Source organism: Paenibacillus sp. VTT E-133280, assembly GCF_002264385.1.
Classification (GTDB): Bacteria; Bacillota; Bacilli; order Paenibacillales; family Paenibacillaceae; genus Paenibacillus_AQ; species Paenibacillus_AQ nitricinens.
The window spans coordinates 1-16,915 of sequence record NZ_NFUX01000066.1; the positions used below are offsets into that span (position 1 = coordinate 1).

At 40.8% G+C, this 16,915-nt stretch carries 15 protein-coding genes; 4 read left to right on the forward strand and 11 right to left on the reverse strand.

Features of this window, described 5'->3' with window-relative positions:
• Positions 1-41: 41 nt before the first annotated feature.
• Positions 42-1,340 (reverse strand): DUF4179 domain-containing protein, encoded by a 1,299-nt coding sequence (locus CA600_RS23900; RefSeq protein ID WP_094873408.1) that lies wholly within the window; start codon positions 1,338-1,340, stop codon positions 42-44.
• Positions 1,333-1,881, reverse strand: a complete 549-nt coding sequence (locus CA600_RS23905) for a sigma-70 family RNA polymerase sigma factor (RefSeq protein WP_094873409.1) — start codon at positions 1,879-1,881, stop codon at positions 1,333-1,335. The genes CA600_RS23900 and CA600_RS23905 overlap by 8 nt, the downstream gene beginning before the upstream one ends.
• Before the next feature lie 203 nt (positions 1,882-2,084).
• Here CA600_RS23905 and CA600_RS23910 point away from each other — a divergent pair, with 203 nt between their 5' ends.
• Entirely contained in the window at positions 2,085-3,953 is a 1,869-nt protein-coding gene (locus tag CA600_RS23910) for an LTA synthase family protein (protein WP_094873411.1), read from the forward strand.
• Between the two features lie 68 nt (positions 3,954-4,021).
• Here the strand turns inward: CA600_RS23910 and rbsB are convergent, their stop codons facing one another.
• The 8 genes from rbsB to CA600_RS23950 all read right to left on the reverse strand — a co-directional run bounded on the left by rbsB (position 4,022) and on the right by CA600_RS23950 (position 10,762).
• The gene (gene rbsB, locus CA600_RS23915; protein ID WP_094873412.1) at positions 4,022-4,939 is read right to left on the reverse strand and encodes a ribose ABC transporter substrate-binding protein RbsB; all 918 of its coding nucleotides are present in this window, start codon (positions 4,937-4,939) and stop codon (positions 4,022-4,024) included.
• A 12-nt stretch (positions 4,940-4,951) separates the two neighbouring features.
• Complete coding sequence (locus tag CA600_RS23920) at positions 4,952-5,920, reverse strand: ABC transporter permease subunit (protein WP_042189841.1); 969 nt, start codon at positions 5,918-5,920, stop codon at positions 4,952-4,954.
• A 2-nt stretch (positions 5,921-5,922) separates the two neighbouring features.
• Positions 5,923-7,404: a sugar ABC transporter ATP-binding protein gene (locus CA600_RS23925; protein ID WP_094873414.1), complete on the reverse strand. Its 1,482-nt coding sequence runs from the start codon at positions 7,402-7,404 to the stop codon at positions 5,923-5,925.
• 18 nt (positions 7,405-7,422) lie between these two features.
• Positions 7,423-7,821: a D-ribose pyranase gene (gene rbsD, locus CA600_RS23930; protein WP_094873415.1), complete on the reverse strand. Its 399-nt coding sequence runs from the start codon at positions 7,819-7,821 to the stop codon at positions 7,423-7,425.
• A gap of 2 nt (positions 7,822-7,823) precedes the next feature.
• On the reverse strand, positions 7,824-8,702 hold the full coding sequence (gene rbsK / locus CA600_RS23935) for a ribokinase (RefSeq protein WP_094873417.1): 879 nt from the start codon (positions 8,700-8,702) through the stop codon (positions 7,824-7,826).
• Between the two features lie 27 nt (positions 8,703-8,729).
• Positions 8,730-9,710 (reverse strand): LacI family DNA-binding transcriptional regulator, encoded by a 981-nt coding sequence (locus CA600_RS23940; RefSeq protein ID WP_042189849.1) that lies wholly within the window; start codon positions 9,708-9,710, stop codon positions 8,730-8,732.
• Positions 9,711-9,850: 140 nt separating this feature from the next.
• Positions 9,851-10,246: a VOC family protein gene (locus tag CA600_RS23945; RefSeq protein ID WP_094873419.1), complete on the reverse strand. Its 396-nt coding sequence runs from the start codon at positions 10,244-10,246 to the stop codon at positions 9,851-9,853.
• A 51-nt stretch (positions 10,247-10,297) separates the two neighbouring features.
• Positions 10,298-10,762 (reverse strand): DinB family protein, encoded by a 465-nt coding sequence (locus CA600_RS23950; RefSeq protein ID WP_094873420.1) that lies wholly within the window; start codon positions 10,760-10,762, stop codon positions 10,298-10,300.
• 183 nt (positions 10,763-10,945) lie between these two features.
• Here CA600_RS23950 and CA600_RS23955 point away from each other — a divergent pair, with 183 nt between their 5' ends.
• The 3 genes from CA600_RS23955 to CA600_RS23965 are packed head-to-tail and all read left to right on the forward strand — an operon-like array spanning position 10,946 to position 15,783.
• Positions 10,946-12,073 (forward strand): helix-turn-helix domain-containing protein, encoded by a 1,128-nt coding sequence (locus tag CA600_RS23955; protein ID WP_179281715.1) that lies wholly within the window; start codon positions 10,946-10,948, stop codon positions 12,071-12,073.
• Between the two features lie 42 nt (positions 12,074-12,115).
• Positions 12,116-13,957 (forward strand): ABC transporter ATP-binding protein, encoded by a 1,842-nt coding sequence (locus CA600_RS23960; protein WP_094873423.1) that lies wholly within the window; start codon positions 12,116-12,118, stop codon positions 13,955-13,957.
• A complete protein-coding gene (locus CA600_RS23965; protein WP_094873425.1) occupies positions 13,954-15,783 on the forward strand; it encodes an ABC transporter ATP-binding protein in 1,830 nt (609 codons plus the stop codon). Before CA600_RS23960 ends, CA600_RS23965 begins: the two co-directional genes overlap by 4 nt.
• 42 nt (positions 15,784-15,825) lie before the next feature.
• Here CA600_RS23965 and CA600_RS23970 read toward each other — a convergent pair whose 3' ends face one another.
• Entirely contained in the window at positions 15,826-16,761 is a 936-nt protein-coding gene (locus CA600_RS23970; protein WP_094873427.1) for a LysR family transcriptional regulator, read from the reverse strand.
• Positions 16,762-16,915: the final 154 nt, after the last annotated feature.

The following is a 16,915-nucleotide window of genomic DNA, read 5'->3' on the forward strand; positions in this document are numbered from 1 at the left end:
AGATTACCATATGTTATAAAAAATGGATATCGCACTTTTATTCACTTCACAGGAATCTCAATCACTTTATTGTATGCCTTCAAATAGTGCATTCCTTCTATTAGTAGTGACTCAGGCACTGTTTGTGTATCAAATAATAAAGTTCGTTCTTTCATTAGTTTGCCATCCACTTGCTTTGTCTCTTTTTGATTGATCGTTGTTTTTAAAGGTGTACTCTCATTGCTCGTTTCTATAGACACACCATCCAGCATTACATCATCATCAGAAGCGATTGTTATTTCGATGCCTTGAGAAGTTTTGGAGATATCCTTTAACCATAATTCTTTATCACCCAACATAAATGGCTTATCACTAAGAGAAGTCAGGGAATACTTTTCGTCCAGCTTTTGATATCCAGGAAACTCTTTAACGACTAGCTGTATGGAATGTAGCTCCTTAGGCAATGTGTCGAAGCGAATATCAAATGTTCTTCCACCTAATGAGGTTTGATTACCACTACCCAAGATCTCTACAGGTGTTCCATCGACAATTAATTGTATCCCATGTAATCCAAGCTGCACTCGATCAAAATTATCGACATCCAGCTTCCCTTTTATTACAGTCATCGTTGGTGTAGCTGTGATTGATTTAAAGGTAATCGTACCTTTGTCGACTTTTATCTTTTTATTGATCGATTGTTTAATCTGAGTTTCCATGGCCTCATTGGGGTTATAAGGGAACGTAACTGTCCCTTCGCTCATCTGGCCGTTCTCTACTAGCTGCTGCCAAAAGTGTAACGTTAGTTTTTTTGAAAATGGATTTACGCTGTCAAATGACATCTGTCCTTTAATCTCCGTATGCCCTCCATTGATCAATGAAGTCCCACTTACTACGTTTGAATCAGTTAAAAAACCACTTATTTTTGAGGGTCTAAAAGCGTCTACAGACCTATCCTCTAGTCCATTGGGGTTAGTTAACGTGTAATACATAATGAATTGATTGGCGTCCGCCATAATTCCGTTAATGGTAAGTTCCGTCCCATCTACTAACGTAGTCTTCTTGTTGACGTTTTGTCCCATCCCTTTTTCATTTAGCTGTTGTAAAGTTGTGCCATTAAGCAATTCATCAAAGCCAAAAAGCTGCTTGCCATAATAAGCAAAAGCATTGTAGTTTTGTCCAGAGATCACTGTCACCAATAAAACAACCGCCGCAACCTTCCAAATCGGTGCTATTCTTTTCGTTCTTTTTGCGGGAGCCGAATTCAAAGCCTTTCTTAATCTCATTTCTAATTCTTCAGGTGCGGTAATGGACGCTATGCGTGTCTTCTCATCAGCTAATCGCTCTTCGACATTATTATTCATCAACATCACCTCTGAACTGATTTTTGAGCGTTTGTAAACCATGGTAAATTCTTGATTTAACTGTTCCTATCGAAACCTTTGTAATGTCAGCTATTGTTTGATAATCGAGATCATGAAAATATTTTAATTGAATCGCTTCTCTCTGATGCTCATTTACTTGTAACAATAAGGTCTCCAACTCCATTTGTTGTTCACTTCTGCGATAAGGATCCTTGCTACTCACTATTTGGCCTATTTCCCTATTGTCAACCTTACTCCAATCCTCTAACAGCACCAGCTTGCCGCGCTTATGAAGTAGTCGTTTACAGCCATTCACTAAGATCGTCTTGCTCCAGCTATAAAATGCTTCCTCTTTCTTTAGTTGACCGATCTTTTCATAAAGTGTGACGATCATTTCATCCATGGCATCCATGGCATCATGCGGATTCTTCATATAGCTGAAAGCAAGCCTATAATAAACGTCTTTTTCAGACATAATTAAGTGGAGCAAGGCTTCTTTATTTCCCTTCTTAGCTTTTTTTACCCATCGAGCGACATCCATACCTTCACCTCTCTCCCCTATAAGAGTTTGGAATACCTTAAAAAGTTCATTTTTCAAAAGCTTTTTTTATAATATGTATGGTTTCATTCACCCAAATGTAATATTAAGGAAAATAAGCCTCATCTATACCCCAATCTAGTTGATTTTAAACACTTCAATGTAATAGAATGAACTAATCTAAAAGAAAAGGATGGGCACAAGAGATGCCGTTTAAAGAACCACGTACACTCAGTAAAAGATCTCTATTATTTTTCTCTCTCATTATGCTAGTTAAAAGTTATTTTGCTTGGTATTTTCTATTTGAAGATGGGCCTACTTGGACCACATGGCTTAAAGAAATCCCTTTTATACTTTTAGTCTTTTGCTTGATTGAATGGTTCGCAACGAAACGAAAAATGGCCATCTACATGCTGGTCAATGTGTTGATTACTACTCTATTTTTCTCACTCATTGTATATCATAATCATTTTGGCATCATTGCTACTTCACAAGTATTAGATCAGGTCAAACAAGTAGGAGCCGTTAAGAAAAGTATTTTTTCGGTCCTTCGTCCGCAATATATGCTTATTTTCGTGGATATCATTGTCATTGGTTTGATCATGTTTAGAAAACAAAAGGCACTTAACTGGAAAAAAGCCATGTCGCGTAAAAGTAACCGGAAAGCGGTTGCGATCTTGTTTTGTATTTCCATCGTCATTTGCGCAATGAATATTTTTCCTAACCGAGCCAGTATGAACGAAACTGTTAAAGCCGAGCAAATGGGCATTCTCAATTATGAAGCTTATTCTCTGCTAGCCAATGAAGAAGAAGAACAAATTGATGTCTCTGAGATTACACAAGCAGCGATAAATGAAACTAAAGGAATTCAAGCTACCTCTAATCCAGTTTTATTTGGAGCGGCCAAAGGAAAGAACCTCATCATTATTCAAATGGAGTCTTTCCAGAACTTCTTAATCAATCTTAAGATTGATGGAGTAGAGGTCACACCAAATATGAACAAGCTTGCGGCTAGCAGTTACTATTTTCCACGTTTCTACCAACAGGTTGGACAAGGAAACACTTCTGACGCCGAATTTATTGTAAATACTTCTTTCTATGTTCCACCTGATGGCCCAGCCACTCAAATGTATGCGCCTAAAGAGCTTCCAAGCTTACCTAAGCTACTTCAAGCGCAGGGTTATGATACGGCAACCTTCCATACGAATGAAGTCGACTTTTGGAACCGTGGTGAGCTTTATAGTGCATTAGGATTTAATCGTTACTACGATAAGGCTTACTTTAGTGAAGAGGACACTGTATTTTACGGAGCATCCGATGAAGTATTGTATGAGAAAACAGCCGCGGAGCTAGCAAGAATGGATCAGAAGGATCAACCTTTCTACTCTCACGTCATTTCGATGTCAGCGCATAATCCATTCACCATTCCAGAGGATAAATACAAAATGACCCTTCCAGAACGATATGAAGGAACGTTAGTCGGAAACTATATTCGTGCTCAGAACTATGCTGACTATGCACTTGGTCTTTTTATCGATGAGCTCAAACAAAATGGGGTATGGGATAACAGCTTGATTGCATTGTACGGAGATCACCGCGGACTTCCTATTTTCTCTCTAAAAGAGGATGATCAGGTCTTATTGCAGGAAATCCTTGGTCATGAATATACGGAACGCGAATTGATTAATATTCCTTTGATCTTATCAGCGACGGGGATTACAACCCCAAGTGTTAAAGAACAGCTAGGCGGACAAGTGGATATTTTACCGACCGTATCTAATTTATTGGGTGTTTCTCTTGCGGATCATATTCATTTCGGACAAGATTTATTGAATCAATCGACTTTTAACCTACTTCCTCAGCGCTATTATTTACCAACAGGTTCTTTCGTAAATAATGAAGAGCTCTTCCTATCTGGCAGTGGCTTCGAGGATGGTCAGCATTATACCTTATCTGGCGATGGTGACCACGCGCAACAAACTACCGAGGATGAGTTCAATCGTGCGTTAGAGCTTCTCCATCTATCAGATAGCTATGTAACACAGTTACCAGATAGAGTAATTGAGGAAAAATAAGCTTATATACACCAAAAACACTGCACTCACCAAATCGGCGAATGCAGTGTTTTTAAATAGCCATTTACTTATTCTTTTACGACCAGTTTTAGAGGTGCGGCAATCAGTTTCTCAACCGTCTTGCCATCTAATACGTCTTTCGCTGCTTGAATCGCTAACTGTCCAATTAATGCAGGCTGCTGAGCAACGGTTCCTGTGAGTTTACCCGCCTCAATGGATTTAAGTGCATCTTCATTTCCATCAAAACCGATGACAGGAATATTCTTACCTGAACTCTGAATCGCTTCTATAGCACCAAGAGCCATTTCATCATTATGAGCGAAAACCGCTTGTACATCTGGATTCCCTTGGAGCAGGTTCTCCATAACGGTCAACCCTTTCGTACGGTCAAAATCGGCAGTTTGCTTCGCAATTACCTCAAGCTGCGTGTCGGCAATTTCATGGAACCCTTTCCCGCGTTCACGGGTAGCTGATGCTCCCGGCGATCCTTCTAGTTCTATAACCTTTGCACCTTTTCCAAGCTGCTCTATAATATATTCAGCTGCCATTGATCCACCTTTTACATTATCAGAGGCAACAAGGGCTTTAATATCGCCCTTATCTGCAGAGCGGTCTAAAGTAACTACTGGAATATTTAGACTGTTAGCCGTCTGAACAACCGTCGAGATCGCTGAGGAGTCTACCGGATTGATTAACAGCGCATTTACACCTTTTTGCATTAAATCTTCAACGTCATTACTTTGCTTGGCCGAATCATTCTGCGCATCGATAACGAGAACCTCCATACCAAGCTTTTTAGCTTCTGCCAAAACTCCATCTTTAACAGATACAAAGAATGGATTGTTCAAGGTAGATATGGATAATCCAATCTTCATATTCCCTGGGCCCCCGCCGCTGTTAGGCTTAGCCCACTCTGGAGGCTCTAAGGAACAGCCCGTCATAAGAATCAAGAGTAAGGAAGTAAAAATTAATGTGAGCTTTTTCATGTGGAATCCCCCTTATACGGCTTTCTTACGGTCTATGAGTACAGCAATCGCAATAACGATCCCTTTAACTACCATTTGGTAAAATGATGATACGCCGAGCAAGTTCAAGCCATTGTTCAGAATACCGATAATAAGAGCACCAATTAATGTGCCTACGATACGTCCACGGCCACCGGTTAAGCTCGTCCCCCCTAATACTACTGCCGCGATCGCATCCAACTCATAGGATGTACCTGCAGTTGGTTGTGCCGAGTTCAATCTAGAGGTCAAGATGGCGCCAGCCAATGCTGATAACATACCCGTTAAGGAATAGATCATTATTTTGATGCGGTCTACTTTGATCCCTGAAATAATGGAAGCTTTCTCATTCCCCCCAATAGCATACGTTTTACGGCCAAATGGTGTTTTATGCAGTACAATCCACAAGACAGCGAATACGATAATCATCGTGATAGCAGGTACAGGTATTCCTAGTAAATATCCACGACCAAACAATTGGAACGTCATGCTGTCCCCGAGACCTGTGATCGGATTACCGTCCGTGTATACAAGCGTTAATCCGCGGAAAATAGTCATGGTCGCGAGTGTAGCAATAAAAGGCGCCATTCTGCCTTTCGTAATCATCAGTCCGTTGACCATCCCCATCAGTCCACCCGCTAAACAACCCACAACAATAGCTAAGATTGGATCCCAGCCTGACAACATCAAGTTGGCAGTGAAGGCACTGGATAAAGCTAGAATAGACCCTACTGATAAATCGATACCACCTGTTAGAATAACAAAGGTCATCCCAAAAGCGATTAGCGCATTAATTGCGACTTGTCTAAGCAAATTCAGGATATTAAGGGGTTCCATAAAGCTTGGGTTCAGCACGGTTACGATAATAATTAGAATGATTAGCCCTAGTAATGGCCCTAATTTCTGCGTGATTTGCCCGATTTGGAAACCTTTTTTCACACTCTCATCTTTGATAGTAGTCATTACTATTGCCCCCCTGTAGCTAACGTCATGATTTTTTCTTGCGTAGCTTCTTGTTGTGAAAGTTCTCCACTGATTTCCCCTTCATGAACAACTACGATGCGGTCACTCATCCCTAGTACTTCAGGAAGTTCTGAGGATACCATAATAATGGCGACGCCACGTTCCGTTAATTCGTTCATAAGTTGATAGATTTCCCTCTTAGCCCCAACATCGACGCCGCGTGTAGGCTCATCAAGGATAAGAACACTGAGGCCAATACCAATCCATTTGGCGATCACTACTTTTTGTTGATTACCCCCAGATAAATTCCGGACCAAAGTCGATGATGATTGTGTCTTAATGTGCAGCCGTCTAATAAGCATGTCCACGAATTCTTGTTCCTTCTTAGCATTGATTACACCTTTAGGGGCGAAGTCATATAAATTCGTAAGTACCATATTATCTCGAATAGAGAAATCCAGGATTAACCCCTCATCTTTTCGGTCTTCTGTTACAAAGCCGATTCCAGCTTGCATAGCGTCATTGGGATTCCGAATGGTAATCTTCTGTCCCTTCACCCAAATCTCACCTTGGTCTAATGATTCTAATCCGAATAAGGTTCTCATCATCTCTGTACGTCCAGATCCCATTAATCCAGAGAATCCTATAATTTCACCAGCTCGTACAGAGAAATTAGCATTTTTAAATTGCCCTTTCTTTGAAGCATTCTTAACTTCAAGAACCACTTCTCCGGGTTTAGAAGTACGCTCAGGGAACCGGTCCGTTAATTCACGACCTACCATTTTCCGAACTACATCGTCAAAATTAGTTTCAGGAATGGGCTTCGTGTCCACGGTTTTCCCGTCCCGCATAACGGTGATTCGATCACATATCGTAAAAATCTCTTCCATCCGATGCGAAATATAGACGATAGAGACGCCTTCTTTCTTTAGCGAAGCAATGACTTCAAATAGTTTCTGTATTTCTCTCTCGGTTAATGCAGCGGTAGGCTCGTCCATAACAATAACTTTCGCATGAGTCATAAGCGCTTTAGCGATCTCAATCATCTGTTTCTCACCTACTGAACATTCCCCTGCCTCTTGGTTCAAAGGAATGGTCACAGAGAGCTTAGCAAACTGTTCATTTGCTAACGCTTTCATCTCTTTCCTATTTAACAGGCCGAATTTGGATGTTCGTTCCTTGCCAATGAACAGATTATCCAGCACCGTCATGTCTGGCCATACATTCAGCTCCTGATGGATAAATGCGATTCCATATTGTTCTGCTTCTTTGGGATTCGTAAAGTATTTCTCCTGATCATCTATACGAATGGTGCCTTGGTCACGTTGGTGCAGACCGATCAGAATATTCATCAGCGTAGACTTACCTGCGCCATTCTCACCCATCAGGGCATGAACTTCACCATCCTTAAGTTCAAAATCCACACCGGTCAATACACGGTTAGCGCCAAAAGACTTATGAATATCTTTCATCGTAATGTGCATACACTTAGAACCCCCTTTTTATCCAAAATAGACCCCAGCTTGCAAAATACAGTTTGCATATGGTTTAGCTTCACCCGTGCGAATAATAACCTTAGCCTGCTGGGTCAGCTGCTTAAATTGCTCATGTGAATACGCCTCTATCGGTATTCCCTTGAATTTATTATTCAAATATTGAGAGGTGACTTTATTGTCAGTCTCTAATTCCTCTGCAACGATCACCTTTTCGATGACCATATCCTCTGAAATCATATCAACGATCTCTTGGAAGCTAGGGACCCCTAGTTTAACCGCCAAATCAATCTTCGGAATACCCGGTGGAACAGGAAGTCCAACATCGGCAATGACAATTGTGTCGGTGTGACCTAAGTCCGCAAGCACTTTAGAAATATGACTATTTAACACTCCGTGTTTCTTCATAATTACAGATTCGCCTCCACCTCTGCTCTTGTTGGCATACCACCTTGAGCACCAAATTTAGTAACGGATAAAGATGCTGCTCGATTGGCAAACTTTACACTATCCAGAATGGAGCTGCCTTCAGCTAAAGCAACTGCAAATGCCGCATTAAAAGTATCTCCAGCTCCAGTCGTATCTATAGCGTTAACTTTGTAAGTAGGAACCAGAACTTCTTGTTCTCCATCATAAAATCGTACGCCCTTGCTTCCTTCTGTTATAAACAGCTTGTTAGGATACTTCCGTAAAGCATCTGTAGTACTCATCCCAGGGAATAAAATTGTACATTCATGTTCATTGGGTGTCAGATAGGCGGCATTTTCTATAATCGTGTCATTGATGGGACGAGCAGGTGCTGGATTAAGCAGCATAGGTACTTTGAATTTATCGCAAAGCTCACTTACATAAGACACTGTTTCTTCGGGTATTTCTTGTTGGATTAGCACCATATCAGACCCTTTTATAGTATCAAGCGCACGCTCAACCAACTCAGGAGTGACTAAATCATTAGCTCCTTTTACAACGATAATGCTATTATCACCTTCTGCTAAAATGATGTGAGCAGTCCCGCTCTCGATATGTGTAACCGGTTCCACATTAGCGGTAAGAACCCGATTTCTCTTGAAATTCTCCATGATCTCCGTACCATAGAAATCTTCACCCACACAACCAACCATCGTAACTTCTGCGCCCAAACGCGAAGCAGCTACAGCCTGGTTCGCTCCCTTGCCTCCTGGAACGGTAGCGAAGTTCTCTCCAAGAACAGTTTCCCCTGCGTGAGGTCGCTTGGATGAGGTCACTACCAAATCCATTGAACAACTTCCGATTACACAAATCTTAGCCATGTCCATCAACCTTTCTTATGTTGTCATCTATTCTTTTCTTCTTGTTGTTTCCCGCTCCACAAAGCTGACGGGTAATTGAATGATTTTATCTTCTACTTTATCTTGCTCAATTAACTTAATAAGTAAACCAGCTGCTTCACGGCCCATGTCATGTGCAGGCTGACGGATAGTAGATAACGAAGGCGACAACAGGCTGCTGAGTGGGATATCATCGAATCCAATGATTTGGAGATCCTGTGGCACTCTTTTACCTAAGCGATGTGCTTCATGAATTACTGCTGTAGCCACGATATCATTACTGGCAATTACACCATCTGTATCTATATATTTATCAAACAACTCTACAGCCCATTGTTCCGCTTCTGTGTGGGAGAAGGATGACGTCTGGATCACTTGATAAGTGATTCCCATTTCATCAAGTACTTCAATTGCACCTTGAAATCGATCTTGCGCCGGTTTAATATGTGCCGGTCCTTGCATGACTGTAATCTTGGTGCTCCCCCGTGCAATGATTTCTTGAGCAGCAAGGCGTCCGCCTTTTCTGCCATCTGCATATACGGAGGGACTGTCATTAGAAGTACGGTCAAGAAATACAACCGGAATTTTCAAATTAGAATAAATATCTTTCTCAGGAAAATTAGTGGATGAGATCATGCCAATGACATTATTTTGGATAAAGGTTTGAATATAATCCAATTCCTTTTCCTCGTTCTCATCACTATTACCAAAGATTATCCGATAACCATGCTCCTGCATCCGATCTTCTATCCCACGTGCTAATTGCGGGAAGAATGGGTTCGTAATGTCAGGTAATAGAAGTCCAATTAATTTGGATTTCCGTTTATACAATGACCTTGCAACCTCATTAGGGGTATAATTCATTTCTTTGATAGCTGCCTCAACTTTTTTTCGAGTATCGATATTCACATAACCAGATTCATTTAACACCCTAGAAACGGTTGCTACCGAAACTCCTGCTATTTTTGCGACATCTTTAATCGTCATCATGATTCAATTCATCCCCCAATGTGTAACCGGTTACATGTATTACATTAATTAGATTATCATAAAACCGTTTTCATTACAAATCTTTTTTCGTTCCAATATATAACAAAAGATATCGATTGAACTCGATATCCTTAGTGAGGCTAATAAACCAGTTCACAATCATGGTGTTCCCAAACATCAAATAAATTACCATCCAGATCTTCAAATACAAAAAACTTACCATACTCACCTTCGTCACTAATGTTTCCGACTTTCACATCTTCACAACTCAAATTGTTATGAAGTGATACGGCATCATTAGTAAAGAAAGTGATCACCCATCTTTTCTTATTTCTCACCTCGAATACAGCTCTAGAATCATGATCACTTTGTGTTAAACATAGGATCGGTCTATTCTCTCTATATAAGCTTAGGTTGCCTTCTCTTCGATCCCTAATATTAAAACCAAAATGTTTCACAAACCAACCTGCAGATTTCTCCAAGTCTTTAACTGGAATCACATTATAAGCAATACCTAAAATTCTTCCAACCTCCATCGGATACCTCCTTGACCTTAGACTTCTGTCTTCTAAAGATCTCTATAGACTCTAATCAGCAAACCGATTTAATAGTTTGATTGTATTAAAATGCATCCCTTCATGGTAAAGTGTGAAATTTATGAATTCTCCGATTGTATTTAAGGTTAATCCACTGCCCGTTGTAAGAGGGGTTACTTGCTCACTTAAGCGATTGTGCATAGCTTCCTGAATACGTTTGGGTTGCTCCGAAAGCATCTCAATTAACACTTCAAGTGTTGGTGGTTTCTCGCTCCACGCTGCAGGTTTAGTACCTTTTGCAAATAACCGTTCAAAGCTTTCCGGCAATTGCATAAGCTCCCTAGCGGAATGAAAAGCAAACTTCTCTTGCACCAAATAAATATGTCCCAAGTTCCATCTAATGTTGTTATTAAAGCCCTGTGGAATAATATCTAGTATTTCCCCGGAAAGTACTTCAACTGCACGAACGGTAACACTCCGTACAAATTCAATTTGTTTGAACACGATTGGGTCCATCATAACCCTCCTTTTTTATCCATAGTTTACCATGCACGTCAACCGAATCCCAGCAGTTAGTACGAATTGTAAAATATCCCTTTACAAAAGAAAAGGAATGGTTTATTTTAACATTAAGTAATCATTAAATATTAGTCGAATTATCCCAACATTTAAATTATGCAACAAAGAATATCGGAGGTTATGATGGAAGATAACATGAAAGATACCTTACTATCGAACATAAAATTTGCGTACAACGAAGCTTTGGAATTCATTGTTTCTATGGGAATGATTGCTTGTGAAGAGCAGTTGCTTAAGGCAGCAGAGGATTACAAACTTGAAATGGACCCACAAGCGTTGTCTTATCATAAAGATGCACGAGCACGATTATCCCCTCACTCCTACAGAGAGCTTCAGTTTTTTTTCCAGTACAACTTTTTTCATAAAGCCCTCGATTTTGCTTTCTATGAATCCATTTGCACCTGTCCGGAACCACAAACAGCTGAAGCATGGATAAAACGATTGGAAAAGAGTCCTGCAGAAAAGGTAGTCGCTGAAATGGTATATGGTGTGTATTACGATAAATTAGATGAGTTGCTAGAAGGAAACGATTGGGAAATCGTTAAGAAGGATACCCGCTTAATGGCTGAGCTTGTGGCAAGAACAAAACCGCAGCTGGATGTGATTGAAGCGCAGGGGCCATTACTAGAGTGTCTTGCTTATCCCGAAGAAGCCAAGCTACGATATATGCAGCTCTTACACCAGTTCTACAAGGATGTTTTTTCACTTTGGAAAGAGGAGTTAAGAAGGGAGTCTGAACAAGCCTCTCAGCGTTATGAAGGTCTGTTCCTAGCAAATCCTGAAAGATTCATTCGTGATATCAACAAAAATGAACCTGCAGTTTATGATGTTCCCACTACTTTTCATGTCAGCTTTTTCTCACAAGTTGGGAATCATGTTCTCTTCTTTTACGCAGGAAGTTCTCGTATCGCTTGGGTTATATTCGGCATTTTTAATGATCATGTATTCGGACCTGCTGCTGATCGAGAGAAAACTGAACTTTTTTTAAAAGCATTCTCGGATAAACGGCGTTTAGACTTCTTGCTGCTCTTAAGGAATCGCCCTCACTATGGACAAGAAATTGCATCAGCACTTGGCATAACGCCCGCGGCAGTAACTTATCATGCCAACTTCCTATTCTTTTTAGACCTTATCGAACTAAAAAGAACCGATCATCGATTATATTACCATCTTCGAATGGATAAATTGAGAGAATTACTTGCCGTCACCACAAAAGTAATGCTCGATGAGGAACCTCCTATCTTTTAATTGAACCACAGCAAATTCAAACCATAGTGGGGAGGGTCTAAAGTGAATGGATCTACAAACATAGAAGCAGACTCGATCAAAAAATCCAAAGTAGTTTCTAACACTTTTATGCGTTTACTGAAACTTGGAAAACCCTATTTAGGCTGGTACCTCATATTATGTCTCTTAGCAGCCGTCGTTTCCCTTGCAACAGTTGGGATAGCCGAATCTTTACGACGTATAATCAACGCTGCTACGAATCAGAACATGTCCTTTTTGATGTCTGGTGCTATCTTTGCTCTAGTAATCGTTATTATAGATGCTTTAGCCAGCTTCTTATTGACTTACTTATCAGGTGTGCTTGAATTCAAGTCGACCTCCAAGCTTCAGGTATCTTTGCTAGCTAGAATACTAAATGTACAGATGAAAGATTTGGACCGGTATCATTCTGCTGATCTCATTAGTCGTATCAATGATTCTGCCCCAGCTGCCCAGCAAGGTATCAATCAGAAGACCATCGAACTATTCAGTAATCTGATGCAAATTACATTTCTATTAACTTATCTGCTCTCACTCCAATATGCCTTAACGCTCGGAACTATATTGATTTGCTCGCTTGTTCCACTTGTGATGATTCCCTTCACTTCCCGCCTACGTTCCATGCACGAGCAAAGACAGCAAATTGAAACTGCGCAACAAATGTTTATTCAAGATACGGTACAGGGTGCTGAGGTCGTGCGTGCTTTCTCCCTGGCATCTAAACTGCATCATCAATTCACACAACGTGTTAGGCAATATTTCAACATTCATTTACCTGTCACACGCTTAGAAGCTGTGGGCTATAATATGCCCTTTGCCGTTATTCTTAGTGGATTGTTATATGTTCTCTCCTATGGCGGATATCTAGTTATCCAAGGAAGACTGGATGTGGGGGCAGTAGCAGCATTTCTTATTTGTTTCGAGCAAATTACAAACCCTGTATCAAAGCTGGCTAATCTATGGACTGAATTACAAGCCTCGCTGGCGCAAGGTAAGCGATTGTTTGAAGTCCTTGATTTACCTGAAGAAGATGAAAACCGTGAATGTAATCAGGAACATTTTCATCAAAAAACGCCGATGAATAACAACCAAACAATTAGTGGTTTATGCCCTATCACCTTTGAGAATGTAGGTTTTCATTATGGTAATCATCAAGTATTAACTAACGTCAATCTAACCATAGAACCAGGTAAAGTAACTGCATTTGCCGGTCCTAGTGGCAGTGGAAAAAGCACCCTCCTTCAATTAATACTCGCAATCTATGAACCTACTGAAGGGGGCATCCAATCTGGTGAGTTGCCGTTAAGCAGCATCCCCCCTCGAGCTTGGCATAATCATTTGGCTTATGTTTCTCAAGAGCCTTATCTGTTCACTGGAACCTTATATGAAAATATTGCATGGGGAAGACCTGACGCGACCTATGAAGAAATTATTAAAGCAGCAAAAAGTGCGGGGATACATGAATTTATTATGAGAACCCCACTTCAATATCAGACTTCTATTGGGGAACGGGGCCATACCTTATCTGGCGGCGAAAGGCAGCGGCTATCCATTGCCAGAGCTTTTGTCCGAGCGCCTAAACTCCTCCTTCTTGATGAACCCACAGCTGCACTTGATAGCCAAAATGAGGAGATTGTCGGCCAGGCCCTGCAAGAACTCATGCATGATCGTACAACGGTTGTTATCGCGCATAGACTATCTACTATCAGAGATGCGGATCACATTTATTATATGGAGGCGGGTTCTATTGTTGAAGCTGGGACTCATCTGGAGTTAATGACTTTACAAGGACAGTATTACAATATGGTTGAGACCTCCATGAAGAAGGCTGATATTTCTACTCTGGTCAGGGAGGTAGAGATATGAATGAGCTGGAAACCAAGAATCTAAAACTAGGGTATGCTCTACGTAGATTATTCTCTTACGCAAGCCCTTATCGAATTGGATTTATTGTGGCTGTACTCCTGCTCTCTGCTAAACTCGTAATGGACATAGGATTTGCAGCCATTCAGCAAGTATTTATTGATACGATCAACAACGCCAATATGGATGCATTAACACGCATAACTGTAATCTGTGCCATTGCTTGTGTCATCATTATCTGCTGTCTTATGGTGCAGCATTACTTCCGCTTTGTTATGCAAAGTCGGATGGCTTGGGATATTCGTGCGAAGCTGTTTGACAAAAGTCACCGACTTCCATTCCGTTACCTTCAGTCCATGCATTCAGGTGATTTGACTTCGCGTAACACTAAGGATGCAGGGATGGCCATGGGAATGATAAACAGCATCGTATACGATCTAGGCTATAATCTACTTCTCTGTTTCATTTCCTTTCTATATTTGGCCAGAATGGATGTTTGGATCGCCCTTTTAGCTCTTGGATCGGGCCCCCTTGTTTTTCTTTCCGGACGTTTCTTTGATCGCAGATTACGAAAATTATCTACTCAAATATATGCAAAGGAGGCAGAATTACGAGGTATCTTACAAGAAACACTTCAAGGAATGAAGGTCGTCAGAGCCTTTTCGCTTGAAGAAACTCTCTTAAATAAATATGCGCTAGAACGCGAGAAGTTAAGAAGAATGCAGCTGCGAAAGTCGCTTCTAAATGGTCTCTTATGGCAATCTTCCGCCTTTATCAACAATCTCGTAATGGTGACATGCGCCGCTTTAATTGCGTTATCAGCTCTAAGTGGCGGAACATCAGCAGGTGAAGTACTCGCTTTTATTATTTTGATGGGTAGGGTTCAATGGCCTTTTGTCCATATGTCTCAAACATGGGGAGGTGTGCAGGAGGCTTTAGGTGCAGCTGACCGCGTATTCGCTATACTTGATGCACCTGATGAAGGAGCTACTCATCCTTTGCCAGAATCCAGCTCATCAACATTTGCTTCTGTAGAGGTGGCTGCATTACAAATAGAGGATGTCCACTACAACTATTCGGGGACAACGGATAATGAAGCCTCCCTATTTACAGGGCTAAATATTCATGTACAACATGGAGAAACTATCGCGGTTGTCGGGCCCAGCGGGTCAGGGAAGACGACGCTCGTTCGATTATGTAATGGACTTTATGAGCCTACTGCAGGAAGCATCACAGTTTATGGAAAGTCTGTACATGATCAGCTTGAAGAAGCACGAGCAATGATTACCTATGTTCCCCAAACCCCATATTTGTTCTCAGGAACTATACGAGATAATATCGCCTTCAGTTCTAGTACAGCTAGCGAAGAGGGGATTCGAGAAGCCGCTCGGCTCGCAGGTGCAGAAGAGTTTATTACGAAGATGCAGGATGGTTATGACACTATCCTAGGTGAACATGGATCGACTTTATCTGGTGGACAAAGACAACGCATAGCGATTGCCAGGGCCTTTCTTCGGGATGCTCCACTCCTACTTCTAGATGAAGCAACTTCCGCACTCGATAACGAATCTGAGCGAATGATTCAGCAATCTCTTGATTTATTAATGAAGAATCGAACCACTTTAGTTATTGCACACAGACTATCCACCATACGTGAAGCGTCTAGAATTATCGTGTTAAATGAGGGTTCGATTGTTGAGGAAGGTACACATGAGTCTTTATTAGAAATGAATGGGCTATACTCACAATTATATAACATTCAATTTAAATCATCAGAAGCAGAAGACATTAGTGCACCTGAGTTGCTTCAATTACACGCCAATCTTTGATCTCAGTTCAATGCATACATCATAATTCATACGTTATTTTAATTAAGGTGTATGCGTTGGAATCGAGTATAAATTAACCTCTTCTTTTAATTGCTTCATGACAAGCTTAATAAATGACTGGATATAGCTTTCTTGAAGCTCTTTCTTTCTGTGGCTCATCCATATCGAATGCTTAGAGACTACATTTTCCACTTCGACCGTGGCTAACATACCCTGATCAAGATAAGGCTTTGCTAACAACGCCGATACAAAACTAATCCCATAACCGGCAATCACGGCTTGAATAACCTCATTTACTCCATTAAATTGCAGTTCGATCTTCGGTTGTTGTACCTTTCTTTCTTCACATAATTGTACAATTCTCTCTCTGGCTGCACTACCTTCCTCCCTCATAATAAATGCCTCAGCCATCACTTCCTCAAAACTAACCTCCTGCTTGGCTAAAGAATGATTTGAAGAAACTACGAACACATACTCGTCCTTGTACAACTCCCGATGTTCGAACACCCCTGTATGATGAGAAGGAAACGCCATATCACTATAAATCGCCACGTCCGCTTCAAAGTTATTTAATTGTTCCATGACTTCATGAGAATTAGCAGTAGAGATCTGAATTTTAACCTCCGGAAAAGATTGTTTGAATAATGATGCCCACCGGGGGATGAGTATACTTGTGGCCAGATAATTACCTGCAATCCGAATATGGCCTGCAGGAAATTTATGATAATCCTCAATTATCTGCTGTACCTGTTCACCCATCGCAAATAACTTTTCAAGTGGTTCGATCAGTTTTTCCCCAATCGGTGTTAACACCATTCTCTTTCCTATGACCTCTAATAATACGATATTATTCTCACGTTCAAATTTGCGGATCTGCGCTGATATAGCGGGTTGACTTATGTGCAAACGTTCGGAGGCTTTGGTCACACTCCCTGTTATCGCAACATAATAAAACAATTTTAATACATGATAGTTCATCCTGATTTCTTCCTAACTATATAAAATAAAATCATATTTAACGGATGTTTGGCCTTCTTACTATAACTACACATTATGGATATTAACTATTATATATTGTTTATTTATAATTATTTATCTTATACTTACAACTATTCAAAAGGGAGGTTTCGTT